The sequence below is a fragment of the Pseudomonas sp. G1002 genome (assembly GCF_013385455.1).
In the GTDB taxonomy this organism is placed as follows: Bacteria; Pseudomonadota; Gammaproteobacteria; order Pseudomonadales; family Pseudomonadaceae; genus Aquipseudomonas.
On sequence record NZ_JACAPY010000017.1, the window covers coordinates 12,916 to 29,187 of the forward strand.

The window sequence follows — 16,272 nt, forward strand, 5'->3', positions numbered from 1 at the left end:
ATAAATCAGAAATAACGCGTTGGGTCAGTAATTCCGGCCGCTTGGAAGCCCTCTGCACGCAGTCTGCAGCTGTCGCATTTCCCACAAGCGCGACCATCAGTGTCTGCCTGATAGCAGGAAACAGTCAGCGAGTAATCGACGCCAAGTCCTACGCCTGCCTTCACGATATCGGCCTTGCTGCGGTTCTGCAGTGGCGCCAGGATGCGAAAGCCCTGCCCTTCTACACCGGCCTTGGTCGCCAGGTTGGCCATGCGCTCGAACGACTCGATGTACTCGGGGCGGCAGTCCGGGTATCCGGCGTAGTCCAGGGCGTTGACGCCGATGAAGATGTCGCGGGCATTGAGCACCTCGGCCCAGCCGAGGGCCAGGGACAGGAAGACCGTGTTGCGTGCCGGCACGTAGGTCACCGGAATGCCTTCGCTGGGGCCTTGCGGCACGTCGATGGAGCTGTCGGTCAGCGCCGAGCCACCCATGCCGTCGAGATTCAGGCCGATCACCTTGTGCTCAACCGCGCCCAGGTCTCGGGCGACACGGGCGGCAGCGTTCAGTTCGGCACGGTGACGCTGGCCGTAGTCGAAGCTCATGGTGTAGCAGCTGTAGCCTTCTGCACGGGCCATGGCGACCACGGTCGCGGAGTCGAGGCCGCCGGACAGCAGGATCACCGCACGTTTTTGATCAGTCATCTCAGCGCCCCGGCTCATCGTTCCACAGGTACTTGTGCAGCTGCAGTTGCAGACGCACCGGAAGGTTGTCTGCAACGACCCAGTCGGCCAGGTCGCGAGCATTCAGGTCATGATGGCTGGGGGAAAACAGCACTTCGCCGGCCCGGCGGTCCAGGCCATACTGGATCAGCTTGGAGGTCGCCCAGTCGTAGTCTTCACGGGAACAGATGACGAACTTGACCTGGTCGTTGGCCGTCAGCAGCTCAATGTTCTCGTAGCGGTTGCGGTGCACTTCTTTGGAGCCTGGGGTCTTGAGGTCGACGACTCGGCTGACCCGAGGGTCGACTGCAGAGATATCGAGGGCGCCGCTGGTTTCCAGGGACACCTCGTAACCGGCATCGCACAACTGCTTGAGCAAGGGAATGGCATTGGGCTGTGCCAGGGGCTCGCCACCCGTGACGCAGACATAACGCGGCCGGTAACCGGCCACCTGCTCAAGGATGTCTTCAAGGGTGCGCACGGTGCCGCCGCTGAAGGCGTAGGCGCTGTCGCAGTACTGGCAACGCAGCGGGCAACCGGTGAGGCGCACAAATACAGTGGGCAGCCCGGCAGTGCGCGTTTCACCCTGCAACGAGTAAAAAACTTCGGTGATACGTAATGTGTCTTGCATAGTCGCCACGGGCGTAACAGCTAAACAGGCTGTCCGCCTCCGTCAGGCACTTCGAGGAATTCCGCCAACGCGTAAACCCCAGGAAGCGTGTTTCATAAAAGGGCGTGGATTCTAACGAAAAAACCCGCGCAGGGCGCGGGTTTCTTCTGAACGGGTTGCGACGCTTACATGCGTTGCAGATCCCGCTGAGCCAACTGGGCCGCAGAGGTACCCGGATACTGGGCCACCACCTGCTGCAGAATGCCTTTGACCTTGTCGGTATGACCCAGGCGGCGTTCTACGTCAGCCAGTTTGTACAGCGAATCCGGCACCTTGGCGTGCTTGGGGTACAGCTGGCTGACCTTGGCAAATGCCTGGCCTGCGCCCTGCAGATCACCCTTGGCCAGGTTCACCTCACCCAACCAGTACTGGGCGTTGCCCGCGTACTGGCTGTTCGGGTATTTGCGCAGGAATGCGGTAAAAGCCTGGCTGGCCTTATCGAAATCCTTGGCTTTGATCAGGTCGAAGGCTGCATCGTAATACAGCTTTTCCTTCGCCGGATCACCCGGTTCGCTGCTGGCGGCAGGGGCTTGGCTCGCAGCCGCGGCCCCTGCCGCTGCACCACCGGCGGCGCTTGCGGCGCCACCGGCAGAAGAATTATCAGGAGTGGCGGCTGGTGTAACGCCGGCTCCAATGCGTCGATCAAGATCCTGGTAACGCTCCAGGCCTTCTTGCTTCAGCTGGTTCACTTGATTCTGCAGAACCTCAATCGTGCCTTGTTGCTGCGACAATTGATCCTGCATGCGTTGCAGCTGGTTGAACAGTTCGCCCTGTGCCGAAGGCGCGGCAGTTGCCGCGCCCCCGGCATAGGCGCCGTTCGTGCCATAACCCGCTGGCGGATAACTGCTCCCGCTATTGTTATAGCCAGAGTTGCTATCTTCCACAGGAACCGCAGCCCACACCGCAAGCGGTGCCAGGCTGAGAGCCAATACAGTTAGAGCACGACGGCACGTTCGCATGACGAATTACTTACGCAGTTCGACGCGACGGTTTTGAGCCCAGGACTGCTCGTCGTGGCCAGTAGCAACTGGACGCTCTTTACCGTAGGAAACCAGTTCCAGTTGGCCTGGAGCAACACCTTGCAGAACCAGGTAGCGCTGAACGGCTTTCGCACGACGCTCGCCCAGTGCCATGTTGTACTCACGAGTACCACGTTCGTCGGTGTTACCTTCCAGAACAACGCGAGCGCCGTTAGCTTTCAGGTCCTTCGCGTGAACGTCCAGAGCGCGCATGGCTTCTGGTTTCAGGTCCGAACTGTCGTATTCGAAGTAGAAAGTGGTGATAGCGCGCAGAGCAGCTTCTTCGCTCAGGGAGCCGTCAACTGCACCAGTGTTAGCGCCGTAACCAGCGTTTGGATCAACAGCTGCGCCTTCACCGGCATTGTCGCCGCCTTTAGACGAGCAACCAACGGCTACGGACAGAGCCAGAGCCAGAGCAGCAAACTTACCAAACTTCAGCATTTCCATCGTGAAACTCCTAATGAACCCCAGTGTGTTAAGTACTTCTTTTTGTAGCGCCGCGTCAGTTCAGGTAAGGGGACCAGGACGGTTCTCTGACTTCGCCTTGAGCGGTAGGAAGCGGGAGCCTTACGCGTCCATTAATGGACACGAGCATCAAGACTCCCCGGCCCTGCTGGCGGGTGGCGTAGATTACCATGGTGCCGTTGGGCGCAACAGTAGCTGACTCATCAAGGTTGGTATCTGTAAGGATTTTTACGGTTCCACGCTGCAAATCCTGGGCCGCAACCCGGAAATTAGTGAAACCATCCTGACGGTGAATCATCACCAACGTCTTTTCATCAGCCGAAAGCTTAGGTGCAGCGTTGTAGTTACCAATAAAGGTCACACGTTCGGCGCCGCCGCCGTTGACGCTGGTTTTGTAGACTTGCGGCTTGCCGCCACGGTCGGAGGTGAAGTAGATGGTCGAGCCATCCTTGCCCCAGAACGGTTCGGTGTTGATACCCGGGCCGCTGGTAACACGGCTCAGTTGGCGCGAAGCCATGTTCATCACGTAGATGTCCGGGTTGCCATCCTTGGACAATACGAATGCCAGGCGTGAACCATCCGGCGACCAGGCTGGCGCGCCATTCAGGCCTTCGAAGTTGGTGATCTGCTCACGGCGACCGGTATCGATGTGCTGGACGAAGATCCGTGGACGCTTCTGTTCAAAGGACACGTAGGCGATACGCTTGCCATCTGGCGCGAAACGCGGCGACAGGATCGGCTCACGGGATTGCAGCAGCGTCACTGCACGCGCGCCGTCATAGTCGGAACGCTGCAAAGTGTAACGAGTGTTGTCTACCGAAAAACGCTCGGCCGTTACATAGAGCAAGCGCGTGGAGAAGGCACCCTTGATCCCGGTCAGCTTTTCAAACGACTGGTCGGAGATGTAGTGCGCCATGTCCCGCAGCTGATCCGTGGTGCCCGACACGCTGCCGGTCAGCACTTGCTGCTCGGTCGCGACGTTGAACAGGGTGTACTGGATCTGCAGGCGACCGCCGGCGGGCGTGATGCTGCCCACCATCAGGTACTGGGCGTTCAGCGCTTTCCAGTCACGAAAGATGACTTCGCTGGCCTGGGTCGGCTGGCTGATCATGTTGCCTTTGTCGATCGGTGCGTAGTAGCCGGAGTTGCGCAGGTCATCGCTGATGATCTGCGACATATCGTCCGGCAGCACGCTGCCGCCCTGCCAGCCAAACGGCACAACGGCGATCGGGGTGGCCCGATCGCTACCGCTGGTGACCAGGATGTTCTTTTCATCCGCCGCCGCTATCCCTGCCATGCAGCAAATAACGACAAGCATTCCTCGAAGAAGGTTTCTCACAAGGCTAGATCCTCAGGTGTGAATGTCATCTTGAATGAACGGTAGGGAGCGAAGTCGCTTGGTTTCATTCCCTGCATCTCGGTCAACCGGCCAATGTTCTTGACCGCTGCTACCGCCGAACTGTCGAACGAACCGTCGCCACTGGACTTGGCCACGCTGACCGAAGTCACCGTACCGTCCGGCAACATGCCGATCTGCAGCACTACTGTCATGCCTTTACGTGCCGAAGGAGGACGGGTCCACCCTTCCGCTGCCCGTGAACGAATCAGGTCGTCGAAACTGCCCGCGACTTCATCACCACGTTCATCGGCCAAGGCTTGCTGGCGCTGCGGCGTGTCGGAAAGCAAATCGGCCAAGGCCTGGGCCTTTTTGTCTTCGGTCGATTTACGCGCTGCTTCCTGGGCCTTTTTCTTGGAGGCATCGGCAGCAGCTTTCTTCTTCGCATCGTCGGCGATCTTCTTCTTCGCCTCGTCAGCTTCAGCTTTCTTCTTGGCGTCGTCCGCGGCTTTCTTCTTCGCGTCTTCGACTATCTTTTTCTTCGCGTCTTCAGCGGCCTTTTTCTTGGCCTCTTCTTCGGCAGCCTTCTTGGCTTCTTCTTCAGATTTCTTCTTGGCTATATCAGCCAATTGTTTCTCTTCAGCCTTCTTGGCTTCGGCAGCTTTATCGGCTTTCTTGGCTTCATCAGCCTTTTGCGCCTCTGCAGCTTTCTTCGCCTCGTCAGCCTTTTTCGATTCCTCGGCCTTTTGAGCCGCCTCTTCTTTCTTTTGTTCCGCAGCAGCCTTCACCGCTTCCTGCTCGACCTTCTTCTGTTCCATCTGCTCGACTTCAGTCTGGCGCGCAGCCGACTTCTGGGCCTCACCCGCAATCTTCTGATTGGTCTGGGTGGTGGCCTGGCTTTTCGATTTCAGCTGATACAGGGTCGCCTGCACGATCGGCTTGGCTGGCGGCAGGTCCGGGGTCATGGCAAAGCTGACGAACAGCATGCCAAACACCAGGACGTGCAGGGCAATTGCCCAGACGCTAGGCCAGAAGTAGCTTTCCGAGGCGGACGGCTCTCGCTGTTGGTGCATCAGGGCGCCTCGGTAATCAAGCCAACATTACCGACCCCGGCCTTCTGCAGCCCGCCCATGGCGCCCATGACGGAGCCGTAGTCGACGACCTTGTCGCCGCGAATGAACACCTGGGTGTGCTTGCCACCTTCGTTGCCGGCGCGAATGATCTTGGTCACGGCATCAGTCATCTGCGGCAAGGTCATGGCCTTGTCCTGCTGTTTCTGAGTGTCGACTTCGCTGCCAAGGTTCCAGTAATAGGTCTTGTCAGCCTTGATCGAAATGGTCAGGACCTGGGTGTTGTTGTCCTGCGGCAAGGCTTCGCTGGAAACCTTGGGCAGATCAACCTTCACGCCCTGATTGAGCATCGGCGCGGTCACCATGAAGATAACCAGCAGCACCAGCATCACGTCGATGTAAGGCACTACGTTCATCTCGGCGACCGGCTTGCGCTTTTTGCGAGCTCGAGCGATTAAAGCCATTGGGAATTACCTGCTTATTCTTCGCTGGTGTGCACTTTACGGTGCAGGATCGCCTGGAATTCATCGGCGAAGGTGTAGTAACGGCTGATCAAGGTTTCGCCACGAGCGGCAAAACGGTTGTAGGCGATTACTGCGGGAATAGCTGCGAACAGGCCGATGGCGGTGGCGATCAGCGCTTCGGCGATACCCGGGGCCACGGTGGCCAGGGTCGCTTGCTGGGCCTGGGCCAGGCCGCGGAAGGAGTTCATGATCCCCCATACGGTACCGAACAGGCCGATATACGGGCTGACGGAACCTACGGTGGCGAGGAACGGCAGGCTTTGCTCAAGCTTTTCTTCTTCGCGGGAGATGGCGACGCGCATGGCACGGGCCACGCCTTCCATGACCGCTTCCGGGTCAACGCCTGGCTGCTGGCGCAGACGGGAGAATTCCTTGAAGCCGGCGCGGAAGATCTGCTCGACGCCCGAATCCGGGTCCGGGTTGCTGCCCGCCTGGCGGTACAGCTTGGACAGGTCGATACCCGACCAGAAGCGCTCTTCGAAGCTCTCCAGGGCACGTCGACCAGCACGCAGCAGGTTGCTGCGCTGAAAAATCATGACCCAAGAGGTAACCGATGCGGCTACCAGGACCAGCATCACCAGTTGAACCACGACACTGGCATTGCTGACCAGGCTCCACATGGAGGAATGGTCGACGACGGTAGGTTCCACGCTAAATCTCCTGCTCTGAATGTTTACCCGCGCCGCTCACGCCGGCAAAGGCCGCGCGTAGAGTTTCGGGAATGGCCCGGGGTTTCAAACTATTGGTGCGAACACAGGCCACCAGGAACTGCCCCTCACAGAGCAGCGTTGCATCCGTAGCCCGCCTGACCTGCTGTTTAAAGCGCAGGCTGGCACGGTTCAATTCGGTTATTTCTGCGCTGACCAGCAGTTCATCGTCCAGTCGCGCCGGCGCGTGGTAACGCGCCTCGCTGGAATGCACGACAAACAACAGGTCCTCCCCTGCCAGCTGGGATTGGGCAAAGCCCAGCTCCCGTAGCCGCTCGGTTCGAGCCCGCTCCATGAACTTTAGGTAATTGACGTAATAAACGATGCCGCCAGCATCGGTGTCCTCGTAATAAACGCGACAGCGATGTGCGAACGACTGATCCCCGTTTTGCGCGCGCATACTCTAGTGCTTACTCCTCAGGTTGCCAATCCGGCCAGGCAACTGTTTTTCATTCTGTGGCACATTTCTAACGAAAGAATGACGACGCCAGCCACTAGGACAGCACAAACTCCGAATAAATCGAATCGCCAAGCGTTTTTAATCGTCTACTGCATCGAGGAATTCGTCTACTACGGGCATCTCGCCCAATCGTGACGGAATGTTTAACCCAAAGTGCAGATACGCATGCCGGGTGACCACACGCCCCCTTGGCGTGCGCATGATGTAGCCCTGCTGAATCAGATACGGCTCCAGTACATCCTCAATCGTATGCCGCTCTTCGCTGATGGCGGCGGCGAGGCTGTCCACGCCCACCGGGCCGCCGTCGAACTTCTCGATCATGGTCAACAGCAGGCGCCGGTCCTGGTGATCAAAGCCATGCTCATCCACATCCAGCAGGTTCAGCGCCAGGTCTGCCACGGGCTTGGTGATATGCCCCTTGGCCCGCACTTCGGCAAAGTCGCGCACCCGGCGCAGCAGACGGTTGGCAATCCGCGGGGTACCACGGGCGCGGCGGGCGATTTCAAAGGCGCCTTCCGGGTCCAGGGGCAAGCCAAGGATGCTCGCCGAACGGCTGACGATGGTGGCCAGATCCGCCGTGCTATAGAACTCTAGACGTTGAACAATCCCGAAACGGTCTCGCAGCGGGTTGGTCAGCATGCCCGCACGGGTGGTCGCACCCACCAGCGTGAACGGTGGCAGGTCGAGCTTGATCGAGCGCGCCGCCGGGCCTTCACCGATCATGATGTCCAGCTGGAAGTCTTCCATGGCCGGGTACAGTACTTCCTCGACGATGGGCGAAAGCCGGTGGATCTCGTCGATAAACAGTACGTCGTGGGGCTCCAGGTTGGTCAGCAGCGCCGCCAGGTCGCCCGGGCGCTCCAGCACGGGGCCGGAGGTGGACTTGATCGACACGCCCATTTCCTGGGCGATGATGTTGGCCAGGGTGGTCTTGCCGAGCCCGGGCGGGCCGAAGATCAACGTGTGGTCCAGGGACTCGCTGCGCCCGCGCGCGGCCTGGATGAACAGCTCCATCTGCTCGCGCACGGTGGGCTGGCCGATGTATTCGGCAAGGCTCAGGGGGCGAATCGCCCGGTCCTGGATTTCTTCACGATCACGAGGCCCGGTGGCCGCGATCAGACGATCAGCTTCAATCACTTAAATCATTCCCTTCAGGGCGCGGCGGATCATGTCTTCGCTGCTCAGGTTCTTGTCCTTGATGGCTGACACGGCCTTGCTCGCCTCTTGCGGCTTGTAGCCCAGGGAGATCAGCGCGCTGACCGCATCGCTTTCAGCGCTGGCCACCGGCACACCCGGCGCATCAGGCTGGTTGGGCACCAGGGCAAACATGCTCGGCACAACCTCCCAGGCCTTGAAGCGGTCTTTGAGCTCCACCAGCAGGCGCTCGGCGGTTTTCTTGCCAACGCCCGGTACCTTGGTCAGCGCGGACGTGTCCTGGGCCGACACACAGCGCACCAATTCATCCACTTCCAGGCTCGACATCAGCGCCAGCGCCAGCTTCGGCCCCACGCCGTTGAGGCGGATCAGCTCACGGAAAAAATCCCGGTCACGCTTGCCAACGAACCCATAGAGCAATTGCGCGTCTTCGCGCACCACCAGGTGAGTGTGCAGGGTCAGCGGTTCACCGACCGACGGTAAGCGGTAGAGGGTGGTCATGGGCACTTCAAGCTCATAACCCAGCCCGTTTACATCCAGAATCAGGTGCGGTGGCTGTTTCTCAGCCAGGGTGCCGCGCAAGCGTCCAATCACGTTCGAATCCTTAAGAATCGGCTCAAATCAAGGCCTGGCCGGTAATAACGCGGGCATGCCGGCCGACAGCACAGGCCGTTCATGCACCCCACGCAGAATGAATGCGCTGATGCTATCAGAGACGCAGCCGGCCGCCACGACTGCGTGCGGTCCCCAAGCCATGGGGCATCAGGCTGGAACGGGTATGGGCATGGCAAATGGCAATGGCCAGGGCGTCGGAGGCATCGATTTGCGGTTTGGCGGTGAGTTTGAGCATGTGCATGACCATCATCATCACCTGCTCTTTATTGGCAGCACCGGTACCGACCACGGCTTGCTTGACCTGGGTCGCGGTGTATTCAGCGATCTCCATGCCCTCCTCGGCTCCGGCCACGATGGCCGCACCGCGGGCCTGGCCGAGCTTCAGGGCGGAGTCGGCGTTTTTCGCCATGAACACTTTTTCGATGCCCATGGTCACTGGCCCATAGGTCTGGATCACTTCACGCACGCCGCGATACACGATCTGCAAGCGCTCGGCCAACTCGCCGGCGCCGGTACGGATACAGCCCGACGCCACGTACACGCAGCCTCGCGGGGTCTGTTGGACCACGCCAAAGCCGGTGATTCGCGAACCGGGGTCGATACCTAGGATTAGAGTCATAACGCCTGCAGTTGGATAAAAAATTCTTGATATAGCCAAGATCAAAATGTGGGAGCGGGCTTGCTCGCGAAGGCGGTGTATCAGTCACCGTATTGACTGACTGACACGCCGCCTTCGCGAGCAAGCCCGCTCCCACATTAGATCTGCATCATCCTTCAGCCTAGCTGTTCAGCCACCGATTCCGGAATATCGGCATTGGAATAGACGTTCTGCACGTCATCCAGGTCTTCAAGCATGTCGAGCATCTTGAGTACCTTCTGCGCCCCGTCCAGGTCCAGCTCGGCGCTGGTGGTCGGCAGCATCACGATTTCCGCGTCGGTGCCTTTGAAACCAGCCGCTTCCAGGGCGTTACGCACCGAATAGAAGCCCGCGAACGAGGTGAACACGTCGATGGAACCGTCTTCGTTGGTCACCACGTCGTCGGCATCGGCCTCCATTGCCGCCTCAATCAGCGCATCTTCATCCACGCCAGGCGCGAAGGAAATCTGCCCCTTGCGCTCAAACAGGTAGGCTACCGAACCGTCAGTGCCGAGGTTGCCGCCACATTTGCTGAACGCATGGCGCACGGCAGCCGCGGTACGGTTGCGGTTGTCGGTCATGCACTCGACCATCACCGCCACGCCACCCGGGCCGTAGCCTTCGTAGCTCAACTCGACCATGTCGTCGGTATCGGCCGCACCGGCACCACGGGCCACGGCGCGGTCGATGATGTCGCGGCTCATGTTGGCGCCGAGGGCTTTGTCCAGGGCCAGGCGCAGGCGCGGGTTGGAACCCGGGTCACCGCCACCCTGGCGCGCGGCAACGGTCAGCTCGCGAATCCACTTGGTGAAGATCTTGCCTTTCTTGGCATCCTGACGCTCTTTGCGGTGCTTGATGTTCGCCCACTTGGAATGGCCAGCCATAACACAACTCCGAAATTCTGTAGAAACCTGTCGATCCCGCCCCAGGCGGGACTTCCCTCTTTAACGTGCAGCCCTTGTAACGCAAAGGCGCATCCGAAGATGCGCCCTTAGCTGACAATGTAAAACCTTATCGCGCTTTCACGCTGCGGCCTTACTCAGCCTTTGGTGTCTCGCGCAGACGGATATGCAGCTCGCGCAGTGCCTTGGCATCCACCACACCCGGTGCTTGCGTCATGACGTCGGCAGCACTTTGGGTTTTCGGGAAGGCAATCACTTCACGGATCGACTGGGCACCGGTCATCAGCATCACCAGACGGTCCAGGCCAAAGGCCAGGCCGCCATGGGGTGGCGCGCCGTATTTCAGGGCGTCGAGCAGGAAGCCGAACTTCTCTTGCTGCTCATCTTCGTTGATGCCCAGCAGGCGGAAGACCGATTGCTGCATTTCCTTGCGGTGGATACGGATCGAACCGCCACCCAGCTCGGTGCCGTTGAGCACCATGTCGTAGGCACGGGACAGAGCGCCAGCCGGGTTGGCTTCCAGCTCTTGCGGCGTGCACTTCGGCGCGGTGAACGGGTGGTGCAGTGCGCTGAAGCTGCCGTCGTCGTTTTCTTCGAACATCGGGAAGTCGACAACCCACATCGGCGCCCACTGGCAGGTCAGCAGGTTCAGGTCGTTGCCGACCTTGATCCGCAGTGCACCCAGCGCTTCGCTGACGATCTTCGACTTGTCGGCACCGAAGAACACGATGTCGCCGTCAACTGCGCCAACACGATCCAGGATCACATTGAGGTTGGCTTCAGGGATGTTCTTGACGATTGGCGACTGCAGGCCTTCAACGCCCTTGGCGCGCTCGTTGACCTTGATGTACGCCAGGCCCTTGGCACCGTAGATGCCGACGAACTTGGTGTAGTCGTCGATCTGCTTGCGCGGCATGCTCGCAGCGCCAGGCACGCGCAGTGCGGCGATACGGCATTTCGGGTCGTTGGCCGGGCCGCTGAACACCTTGAAGTCGACATCTTTCAGTTGGTCTTCAACGTCAACCAGTTCCAGCGGGTTACGCAGGTCTGGCTTGTCGGAACCGTAACGGCGCATGGCTTCTTCGAAGGTCATGTGCGGGAATTCGCCGAACTCCAGGTTCAGCACTTCCTTGAACAGGTTGCGGATCATCTGCTCGGTGATGCCCATGATCTCTTTTTCATCGAGGAAACTGGTCTCGATGTCGATCTGGGTGAATTCCGGCTGGCGGTCGGCCCGCAGGTCTTCGTCACGGAAGCACTTGGCGATCTGGTAGTAACGGTCGAAGCCGGCGACCATCAGCAGTTGCTTGAACAGCTGTGGCGATTGCGGCAAGGCGAAGAAGGAACCGGCGTGGGTACGGCTCGGCACCAGGTAGTCGCGGGCGCCTTCCGGGGTAGCACGGGTCAGGATCGGCGTCTCGACGTCGAGGAAGCCGTTCTCGTCGAGGAAGCGACGGATGCTGGTGGTCATGCGCGAACGCAGGCGCAGCTTCTCGGCCATTTCCGGGCGACGCAGGTCCAGGAAGCGATAACGCAGGCGGGTTTCTTCGCCAACGTCAGAGAACTCGTTCAGCGGGAACGGCGGGGTTTCCGACTCGTTCAGCACTTCCAGTTCGTAACCCAGCACTTCGATCATGCCCGACGCCATGTTGGCGTTGGTGGCACCGGCCGGACGCAGGCGAACCTTGCCGGTGATCTTCACGACGTACTCGCTGCGCACGCGATCGGCGGCGGCGAAGCTCTCGGCGCGGTCCGGATCGAACACCACCTGGGCCAGACCATCACGATCACGGATATCGAGGAAGATCACCCCGCCGTGGTCGCGGCGACGGTGAACCCATCCGCAAAGGGTGATTTCCTGACCTTCCAGGGTCTCGTTCAGTTGGCCGCAATAGTGGCTGCGCATCATGATAGTGGTTTCGCTTCTCGTAATTCGAAATTCGGTGGAGGCCCGCCTCATCACCGTACAGCTAAGTCAGGTGACGGATAATGCAGGAGCCTGCGCGTAGAGTTCAACTCAGTCTGCTTTGTCGCCGCCGGCCAGATTCTTCTTCGAACCGGTCTTGAAGTCGGTCTCGTACCAACCGTTGCCACTCAGGCGAAAGCCCGGCATGGACAACATCTTCTTGAGCTCCGGTGCCTGGCAGGCAGGGCAATCGACCAGCGGCGCTGCGCTGATCTTTTGAATGGCTTCCAACTGATGACCACAGGAAGCGCATTGATAGTCGTACATGGGCATGGAGATGTCTCGGCGATCAGATCATTACTGCGCCACGCCCTGCCCTGGCTCTATCCTGTGGGAAAGTCCCGGCATGCGCAGCAAAGCCCGGGATTATATCTGGTAAATCGAGGCTGTGCAGCCGTAGCGGCGCGCTGCTCTTTATATAGATGTCTGCAGCAGGCTTCTGCCAGCCGCCCGACCCGGGGCAATCCCGGGACGGGCGCCCGGCACAAGGTTCATGCAGGGTCCGGCTGGACACTGGGCGCGACAAGCCGCCCTTTCAATACATGCACCACGCAAACTACCCTGACCAGACCGCTGAAGTTCTTTACACCGCCATAACGCAAGTGCACTTCCCGGTCTACGTAAGACAGCAGCGCACTGACCGAACACGTATTGATCCTGGCGATCTCCGCGAGGATATTCCAATACACCTCTTCGAGCCGCAAACACGTCGAAAAACCATTAAGCCGAACCGATCGGGACAATGGCCTGGCCAAGTTCATATCGAACCCCTTGGCAAAGGGATCTACCTTTATCTTGTGCAATCCGCACGTTTCCATAACTCCATTACCTGCTCCGCGTGACATACACTTGACACTCCATTGCCTGACGGCCACTCATGTTCTCGTTGGCCGTTGAGCTATAAAACATCAAGACGACAAGTGCAGCCAGAAGACAGGGAGCCGATCACCGTAGGACAAGCCAACGCGCGTATCAGGAAGCTCGCGGAATCACGGAAATCGCCGGGAAGCAGGCATGCGAGGGGCGTCAGCTCGACGCCCGCCCGCCACCGGTGTTACTTGTTTTCGAGCAGGGAACGCAACATCCATGCGGTCTTTTCATGCACTTGCATACGCTGGGTCAGCAAGTCCGCCGTCGGTTCATCACTGACTTTATCCAACAACGGGAAGATACCCCGGGCTGTGCGAGTCACCGCTTCCTGGCCTTCGACCAGTTGCTTGATCATGTCTTCAGCGCTCGGCACACCTTCTTCTTCCTTGATCGAAGAAAGTCGCGCATACACCGAGTAGGCACCCGGTGCGGGAAAGCCCAGGGCACGAATACGCTCTGCGATTGAATCCACCGCCAGCGCCAGTTCGTTGTACTGCTCTTCAAACATCAAGTGCAGTGTACGAAACATGGGCCCCGTTACGTTCCAATGGAAGTTGTGGGTCTTCAGGTAAAGTACATAGGTATCGGAAAGCAGTCGCGAAAGTCCATCAACGATTGATTTACGGTCTTCTTCACTGATACCAATATCGATTGCCATGTGTTTCCCCTTCAATTGATAAAAATTCATTGATCAGGTGCAGGACCACTCTAGCAAGAGTGCCGGCCGTGCGCAGCCTGGCTGACCCTTTCGAGGTGCGGCAAATCGCCCCTTGCAGAGCGGGCTTGCCCGACAGGCAAGACTTCAACAGCTACCGGAAAAATTACCCAGCACCTGCGAAAAAGCCTGCACCTGTCTAGGACAAGTGTTTGACGCAGAAATGCCGTGCCCCTTGTAACAGCCTGAAATGCTTGATTTGAGTAGGCACAGGCTTTGCTGTTAAATAGGCAGCGTGTCGCCGCCGATATTTTTCGCGGCAAGCGGCATAGGCTGATACCCGTGCACGTGCCCAACGCCTCCCATTGTTCAGAAGCGAACCGTGCCCGTCAGCTCTTCCTTGTGATCCGTCTTAACGTGAGTTAATCAAAATGTTGAAAATCGTCCACCTGCTAACGGGCGCTGCAGCTTTGCTGCTGTCCTTTATCCCCAGCCTGCGATCAGAGACCCTGCCTTACCTGCAGCAACCTGACGCTCTCTACCTGACCTTCTTTGGTCTTCTTAACCTGACACTGGCTCCAGTCATTCCTTACTGGAACAAAGGCCCGCGTCATCAACTGCAAAACCTGGTCAGCGCCCTGCTGGTCCTGGCTGTTGTCGTGCAAACCCTCACCCTGCTGGCGCCTATGCCTGAAGTGGGTGGCCACCCGGCCGTCCTGCTCAGCCTGGCAATAGCACTGGTCGCCATCGTTCTTCATCTGGCCATCAGTTTTTACCGCTCCTCCCCGGCCGCTGCGTCGCAAAGCTACGACATGACCAACCGGGATACCGGGACCGTCAAGTGGTTCAACACCTCCAAGGGCTTCGGCTTTATTTCCCGGGATTCGGGCGACGATATCTTCGTCCACTTCCGGGCGATTCGCGGCGAAGGCCATCGCGTACTGGTGGAAGGCCAGCGCGTGGAGTTCTCCGTCATGAACCGTGACAAGGGGCTGCAAGCTGAAGATGTGATCGCCGCATTGCCGCGTCGCTGATTCCAGCACCCCGAAAAAAAGAAACCGCGATGCAGCCTGGCTGCATCGCGGTTTTTTTATGCCCGGGGGTTCAACCCCCGCCTTATTAATAATGAGGCGGCGGCGCCTCTTCCTCGGACGACTCGAACTGGCCGCCCATTTCTTCCTGGCGCTTGAGCAACGCAGTCATCTGCAACTGCAGGCGTTCCACGGCACGCTGCTGGGTGACCAGGATGTCATTCAGGGTCTCGATGGTGTCGTCCTGAAAGGCCAGGCGGCTTTCCAGGTCGGTCACGCGGGCTTGAAGATCCATGGCTCAAGCCTCCAGGAACGTGAAGTCGGCCGGCAGGATCTCGCGCAGGCGCGCACGAATTGCCACCACTTGCTCGTCACTGTAAGGCTTCGCCGGGTGCTTGCCCCAGACCGGCGCAGGCCAGGCCGCGTCGTCGCGCTTGCGTACGATCACATGCACGTGCAGTTGGCTGACCACATTACCCAAGGCACCGATATTCATTTTGTCGGCGCCGAACCCTTCGTTCAGCCACTGTGCCAGTGCCGTGCTTTCCTGCCACACCCGCTGCTGGTCGGCGACATCCAGTTGAAACACTTCGCTGATACCGTCGATGCGCGGCACCAGGATGAACCAGGGGTAATTCGAGTCATTGGAAAGCAGCAGCCGACACAGGGGGAAATCCCCGATAGGCAAGGTGTCTTGTTGAAGACGTGGATCTAAGGCGAACACAGCAGTCACTCCCGTTCGGCGGGTCAGGTTTCAGGCGCCCAGCATACCTGCGAATGCCAGTCGCTTCACGGCGAATGCGCGTGGCCGAATACGCGCCCAAACAGGACGCCACGAAAAAAAGCGCACCATTTCGAGACAGGCCAATATTTCAGCTACGCTAAATGACCAATGTATCCAATTCTGGTCAAAGTCGGGACGCGGAACATGCTTCAAGACCTTGAGCCAGACGGCTTTCAAAAGGCGAAGGCTGAACGGGAGCAGAAACGCAGTCAGTGAAGCACTGCACCAAAATGACCCATTTGTGCTTCAAAGGGATCCGCCAACTACCCACCGAACGGGGTGAACCGGTAACGTTTTGCTCTGGTACAGGTTTTATGCGCCACCGAACCGGAGTGCGGCAGGCGCGTCAAGGCCAAACCAAACGGCGTAAAAAGCCCGTGCTTATGCGGTTTTTACAGGCCGTTGACACTTTTCACGAAAAAATCACATTCGGTTACCGGTTTGTGCACGCTTGTTGCATTCACACCCATATCGTCGACAACGGCACCGGCGGGAAGCAGGTGTTTCGCGACGGAAAATAACAGCGGTTCAATGCCTGGCAGGGATGAGTTGAAACTTTCAGGGGTGACTTTTCCACCCCGCTTCCAAGGTTTTAAAACAGCATTGAAGTTGTCAGTCCGGTTACAAGTGGACTGTGAATTTGCGACATGGAGCTAGCAATTTACGACAGGCCCGTAAAGAAGCTGAAAGGATAGATGTGCAAGT

Annotated in this window: 20 protein-coding genes; 1 reads left to right on the top strand and 19 read right to left on the bottom strand. The window is 58.8% G+C overall.

The annotated features are described in order from the left end of the window. Window positions 1-5 precede the first annotated feature (5 nt). The 17 genes from queC to HX801_RS08165 all read right to left on the bottom strand — a co-directional run bounded on the left by queC (window position 6) and on the right by HX801_RS08165 (window position 13,755). On the bottom strand, window positions 6-683 hold the full coding sequence (queC, locus tag HX801_RS08085; protein ID WP_043225928.1) for a 7-cyano-7-deazaguanine synthase QueC: 678 nt from the start codon (window positions 681-683) through the stop codon (window positions 6-8). Window position 684: 1 nt separating this feature from the next. Beyond that, entirely contained in the window at window positions 685-1,332 is a 648-nt protein-coding gene (queE, locus tag HX801_RS08090) for a 7-carboxy-7-deazaguanine synthase QueE (protein WP_003209831.1), read from the bottom strand. A 164-nt stretch (window positions 1,333-1,496) separates the two neighbouring features. Beyond that, on the bottom strand, window positions 1,497-2,330 hold the full coding sequence (gene ybgF / locus HX801_RS08095) for a tol-pal system protein YbgF (protein ID WP_023659229.1): 834 nt from the start codon (window positions 2,328-2,330) through the stop codon (window positions 1,497-1,499). Window positions 2,331-2,336: 6 nt separating this feature from the next. Continuing rightward, window positions 2,337-2,837, bottom strand: coding sequence for a peptidoglycan-associated lipoprotein Pal (gene pal, locus HX801_RS08100; RefSeq protein ID WP_003209827.1), 501 nt, complete (start codon window positions 2,835-2,837; stop codon window positions 2,337-2,339). Between the two features lie 55 nt (window positions 2,838-2,892). Continuing rightward, the gene (gene tolB, locus HX801_RS08105) at window positions 2,893-4,173 is read right to left on the bottom strand and encodes a Tol-Pal system beta propeller repeat protein TolB (RefSeq protein ID WP_032868196.1); all 1,281 of its coding nucleotides are present in this window, start codon (window positions 4,171-4,173) and stop codon (window positions 2,893-2,895) included. A gap of 17 nt (window positions 4,174-4,190) precedes the next feature. Then, on the bottom strand, window positions 4,191-5,264 hold the full coding sequence (gene tolA / locus HX801_RS08110; RefSeq protein WP_003209823.1) for a cell envelope integrity protein TolA: 1,074 nt from the start codon (window positions 5,262-5,264) through the stop codon (window positions 4,191-4,193). Next, the gene (gene tolR / locus HX801_RS08115; RefSeq protein WP_161635741.1) at window positions 5,264-5,716 is read right to left on the bottom strand and encodes a protein TolR; all 453 of its coding nucleotides are present in this window, start codon (window positions 5,714-5,716) and stop codon (window positions 5,264-5,266) included. Before tolR ends, tolA begins: the two co-directional genes overlap by 1 nt. Before the next feature lie 23 nt (window positions 5,717-5,739). Continuing rightward, a complete protein-coding gene (gene tolQ / locus HX801_RS08120; RefSeq protein WP_003209819.1) occupies window positions 5,740-6,435 on the bottom strand; it encodes a protein TolQ in 696 nt (231 codons plus the stop codon). A 1-nt stretch (window position 6,436) separates the two neighbouring features. After that, entirely contained in the window at window positions 6,437-6,892 is a 456-nt protein-coding gene (ybgC, locus tag HX801_RS08125; RefSeq protein ID WP_008432379.1) for a tol-pal system-associated acyl-CoA thioesterase, read from the bottom strand. A 138-nt stretch (window positions 6,893-7,030) separates the two neighbouring features. Beyond that, window positions 7,031-8,089, bottom strand: a complete 1,059-nt coding sequence (ruvB, locus tag HX801_RS08130) for a Holliday junction branch migration DNA helicase RuvB (RefSeq protein WP_003209815.1) — start codon at window positions 8,087-8,089, stop codon at window positions 7,031-7,033. Next, window positions 8,090-8,701, bottom strand: coding sequence for a Holliday junction branch migration protein RuvA (gene ruvA / locus HX801_RS08135; RefSeq protein ID WP_003209814.1), 612 nt, complete (start codon window positions 8,699-8,701; stop codon window positions 8,090-8,092). Between the two features lie 115 nt (window positions 8,702-8,816). Beyond that, window positions 8,817-9,341: a crossover junction endodeoxyribonuclease RuvC gene (gene ruvC / locus HX801_RS08140; protein WP_003209812.1), complete on the bottom strand. Its 525-nt coding sequence runs from the start codon at window positions 9,339-9,341 to the stop codon at window positions 8,817-8,819. Window positions 9,342-9,496: 155 nt separating this feature from the next. Beyond that, window positions 9,497-10,243, bottom strand: coding sequence for a YebC/PmpR family DNA-binding transcriptional regulator (locus HX801_RS08145; RefSeq protein WP_003209810.1), 747 nt, complete (start codon window positions 10,241-10,243; stop codon window positions 9,497-9,499). A 151-nt stretch (window positions 10,244-10,394) separates the two neighbouring features. Beyond that, window positions 10,395-12,170 carry an aspartate--tRNA ligase gene (gene aspS, locus HX801_RS08150; RefSeq protein WP_003209808.1) on the bottom strand — a complete coding sequence of 592 codons (1,776 nt, stop codon included), beginning with the start codon at window positions 12,168-12,170 and terminating at the stop codon, window positions 10,395-10,397. Between the two features lie 108 nt (window positions 12,171-12,278). Then, on the bottom strand, window positions 12,279-12,500 hold the full coding sequence (locus HX801_RS08155) for an FmdB family zinc ribbon protein (protein WP_003209804.1): 222 nt from the start codon (window positions 12,498-12,500) through the stop codon (window positions 12,279-12,281). Between the two features lie 218 nt (window positions 12,501-12,718). Next, entirely contained in the window at window positions 12,719-13,072 is a 354-nt protein-coding gene (locus tag HX801_RS08160; RefSeq protein WP_043225921.1) for a ribbon-helix-helix domain-containing protein, read from the bottom strand. A 209-nt stretch (window positions 13,073-13,281) separates the two neighbouring features. Next, the gene (locus HX801_RS08165; RefSeq protein ID WP_003209800.1) at window positions 13,282-13,755 is read right to left on the bottom strand and encodes a Dps family protein; all 474 of its coding nucleotides are present in this window, start codon (window positions 13,753-13,755) and stop codon (window positions 13,282-13,284) included. Between the two features lie 428 nt (window positions 13,756-14,183). Between HX801_RS08165 and HX801_RS32160 the strand changes: the two genes are divergently transcribed. Beyond that, the gene (locus HX801_RS32160) at window positions 14,184-14,786 is read left to right on the top strand and encodes a cold-shock protein (RefSeq protein ID WP_003209798.1); all 603 of its coding nucleotides are present in this window, start codon (window positions 14,184-14,186) and stop codon (window positions 14,784-14,786) included. Window positions 14,787-14,871: 85 nt separating this feature from the next. Here the strand turns inward: HX801_RS32160 and HX801_RS08175 are convergent, their stop codons facing one another. Both HX801_RS08175 and HX801_RS08180 read right to left on the bottom strand, forming a co-directional pair. Continuing rightward, window positions 14,872-15,078, bottom strand: a complete 207-nt coding sequence (locus HX801_RS08175; RefSeq protein ID WP_003209796.1) for a SlyX family protein — start codon at window positions 15,076-15,078, stop codon at window positions 14,872-14,874. A 3-nt stretch (window positions 15,079-15,081) separates the two neighbouring features. Then, a complete protein-coding gene (locus HX801_RS08180) occupies window positions 15,082-15,507 on the bottom strand; it encodes an HIT domain-containing protein (protein ID WP_003209794.1) in 426 nt (141 codons plus the stop codon). Window positions 15,508-16,272 lie beyond the last annotated feature (765 nt).

Excerpts from the sequence above, each read along its gene's own strand:
- queC (WP_043225928.1), bottom strand. The coding sequence starts at position 683 with ATGACTGATCAAAAACGTGCGGTGATCCTGCTGTCCGGCGGCCTCGAC.
- queE (WP_003209831.1), bottom strand. The coding sequence starts at position 1,332 with ATGCAAGACACATTACGTATCACCGAAGTTTTTTACTCGTTGCAGGGT.
- ybgF (WP_023659229.1), bottom strand. The coding sequence starts at position 2,330 with ATGCGAACGTGCCGTCGTGCTCTAACTGTATTGGCTCTCAGCCTGGCA.
- pal (WP_003209827.1), bottom strand. The coding sequence starts at position 2,837 with ATGGAAATGCTGAAGTTTGGTAAGTTTGCTGCTCTGGCTCTGGCTCTG.
- tolB (WP_032868196.1), bottom strand. The coding sequence starts at position 4,173 with ATGCTTGTCGTTATTTGCTGCATGGCAGGGATAGCGGCGGCGGATGAA.
- tolA (WP_003209823.1), bottom strand. The coding sequence starts at position 5,264 with ATGCACCAACAGCGAGAGCCGTCCGCCTCGGAAAGCTACTTCTGGCCT.
- ybgC (WP_008432379.1), bottom strand. The coding sequence starts at position 6,892 with ATGCGCGCGCAAAACGGGGATCAGTCGTTCGCACATCGCTGTCGCGTT.
- ruvC (WP_003209812.1), bottom strand. The coding sequence starts at position 9,341 with ATGACTCTAATCCTAGGTATCGACCCCGGTTCGCGAATCACCGGCTTT.
- HX801_RS08145 (WP_003209810.1), bottom strand. The coding sequence starts at position 10,243 with ATGGCTGGCCATTCCAAGTGGGCGAACATCAAGCACCGCAAAGAGCGT.
- aspS (WP_003209808.1), bottom strand. The coding sequence starts at position 12,170 with ATGATGCGCAGCCACTATTGCGGCCAACTGAACGAGACCCTGGAAGGT.
- HX801_RS08155 (WP_003209804.1), bottom strand. The coding sequence starts at position 12,500 with ATGCCCATGTACGACTATCAATGCGCTTCCTGTGGTCATCAGTTGGAA.
- HX801_RS08160 (WP_043225921.1), bottom strand. The coding sequence starts at position 13,072 with ATGTCACGCGGAGCAGGTAATGGAGTTATGGAAACGTGCGGATTGCAC.
- HX801_RS08165 (WP_003209800.1), bottom strand. The coding sequence starts at position 13,755 with ATGGCAATCGATATTGGTATCAGTGAAGAAGACCGTAAATCAATCGTT.
- HX801_RS32160 (WP_003209798.1), top strand. The coding sequence starts at position 14,184 with ATGTTGAAAATCGTCCACCTGCTAACGGGCGCTGCAGCTTTGCTGCTG.
- HX801_RS08175 (WP_003209796.1), bottom strand. The coding sequence starts at position 15,078 with ATGGATCTTCAAGCCCGCGTGACCGACCTGGAAAGCCGCCTGGCCTTT.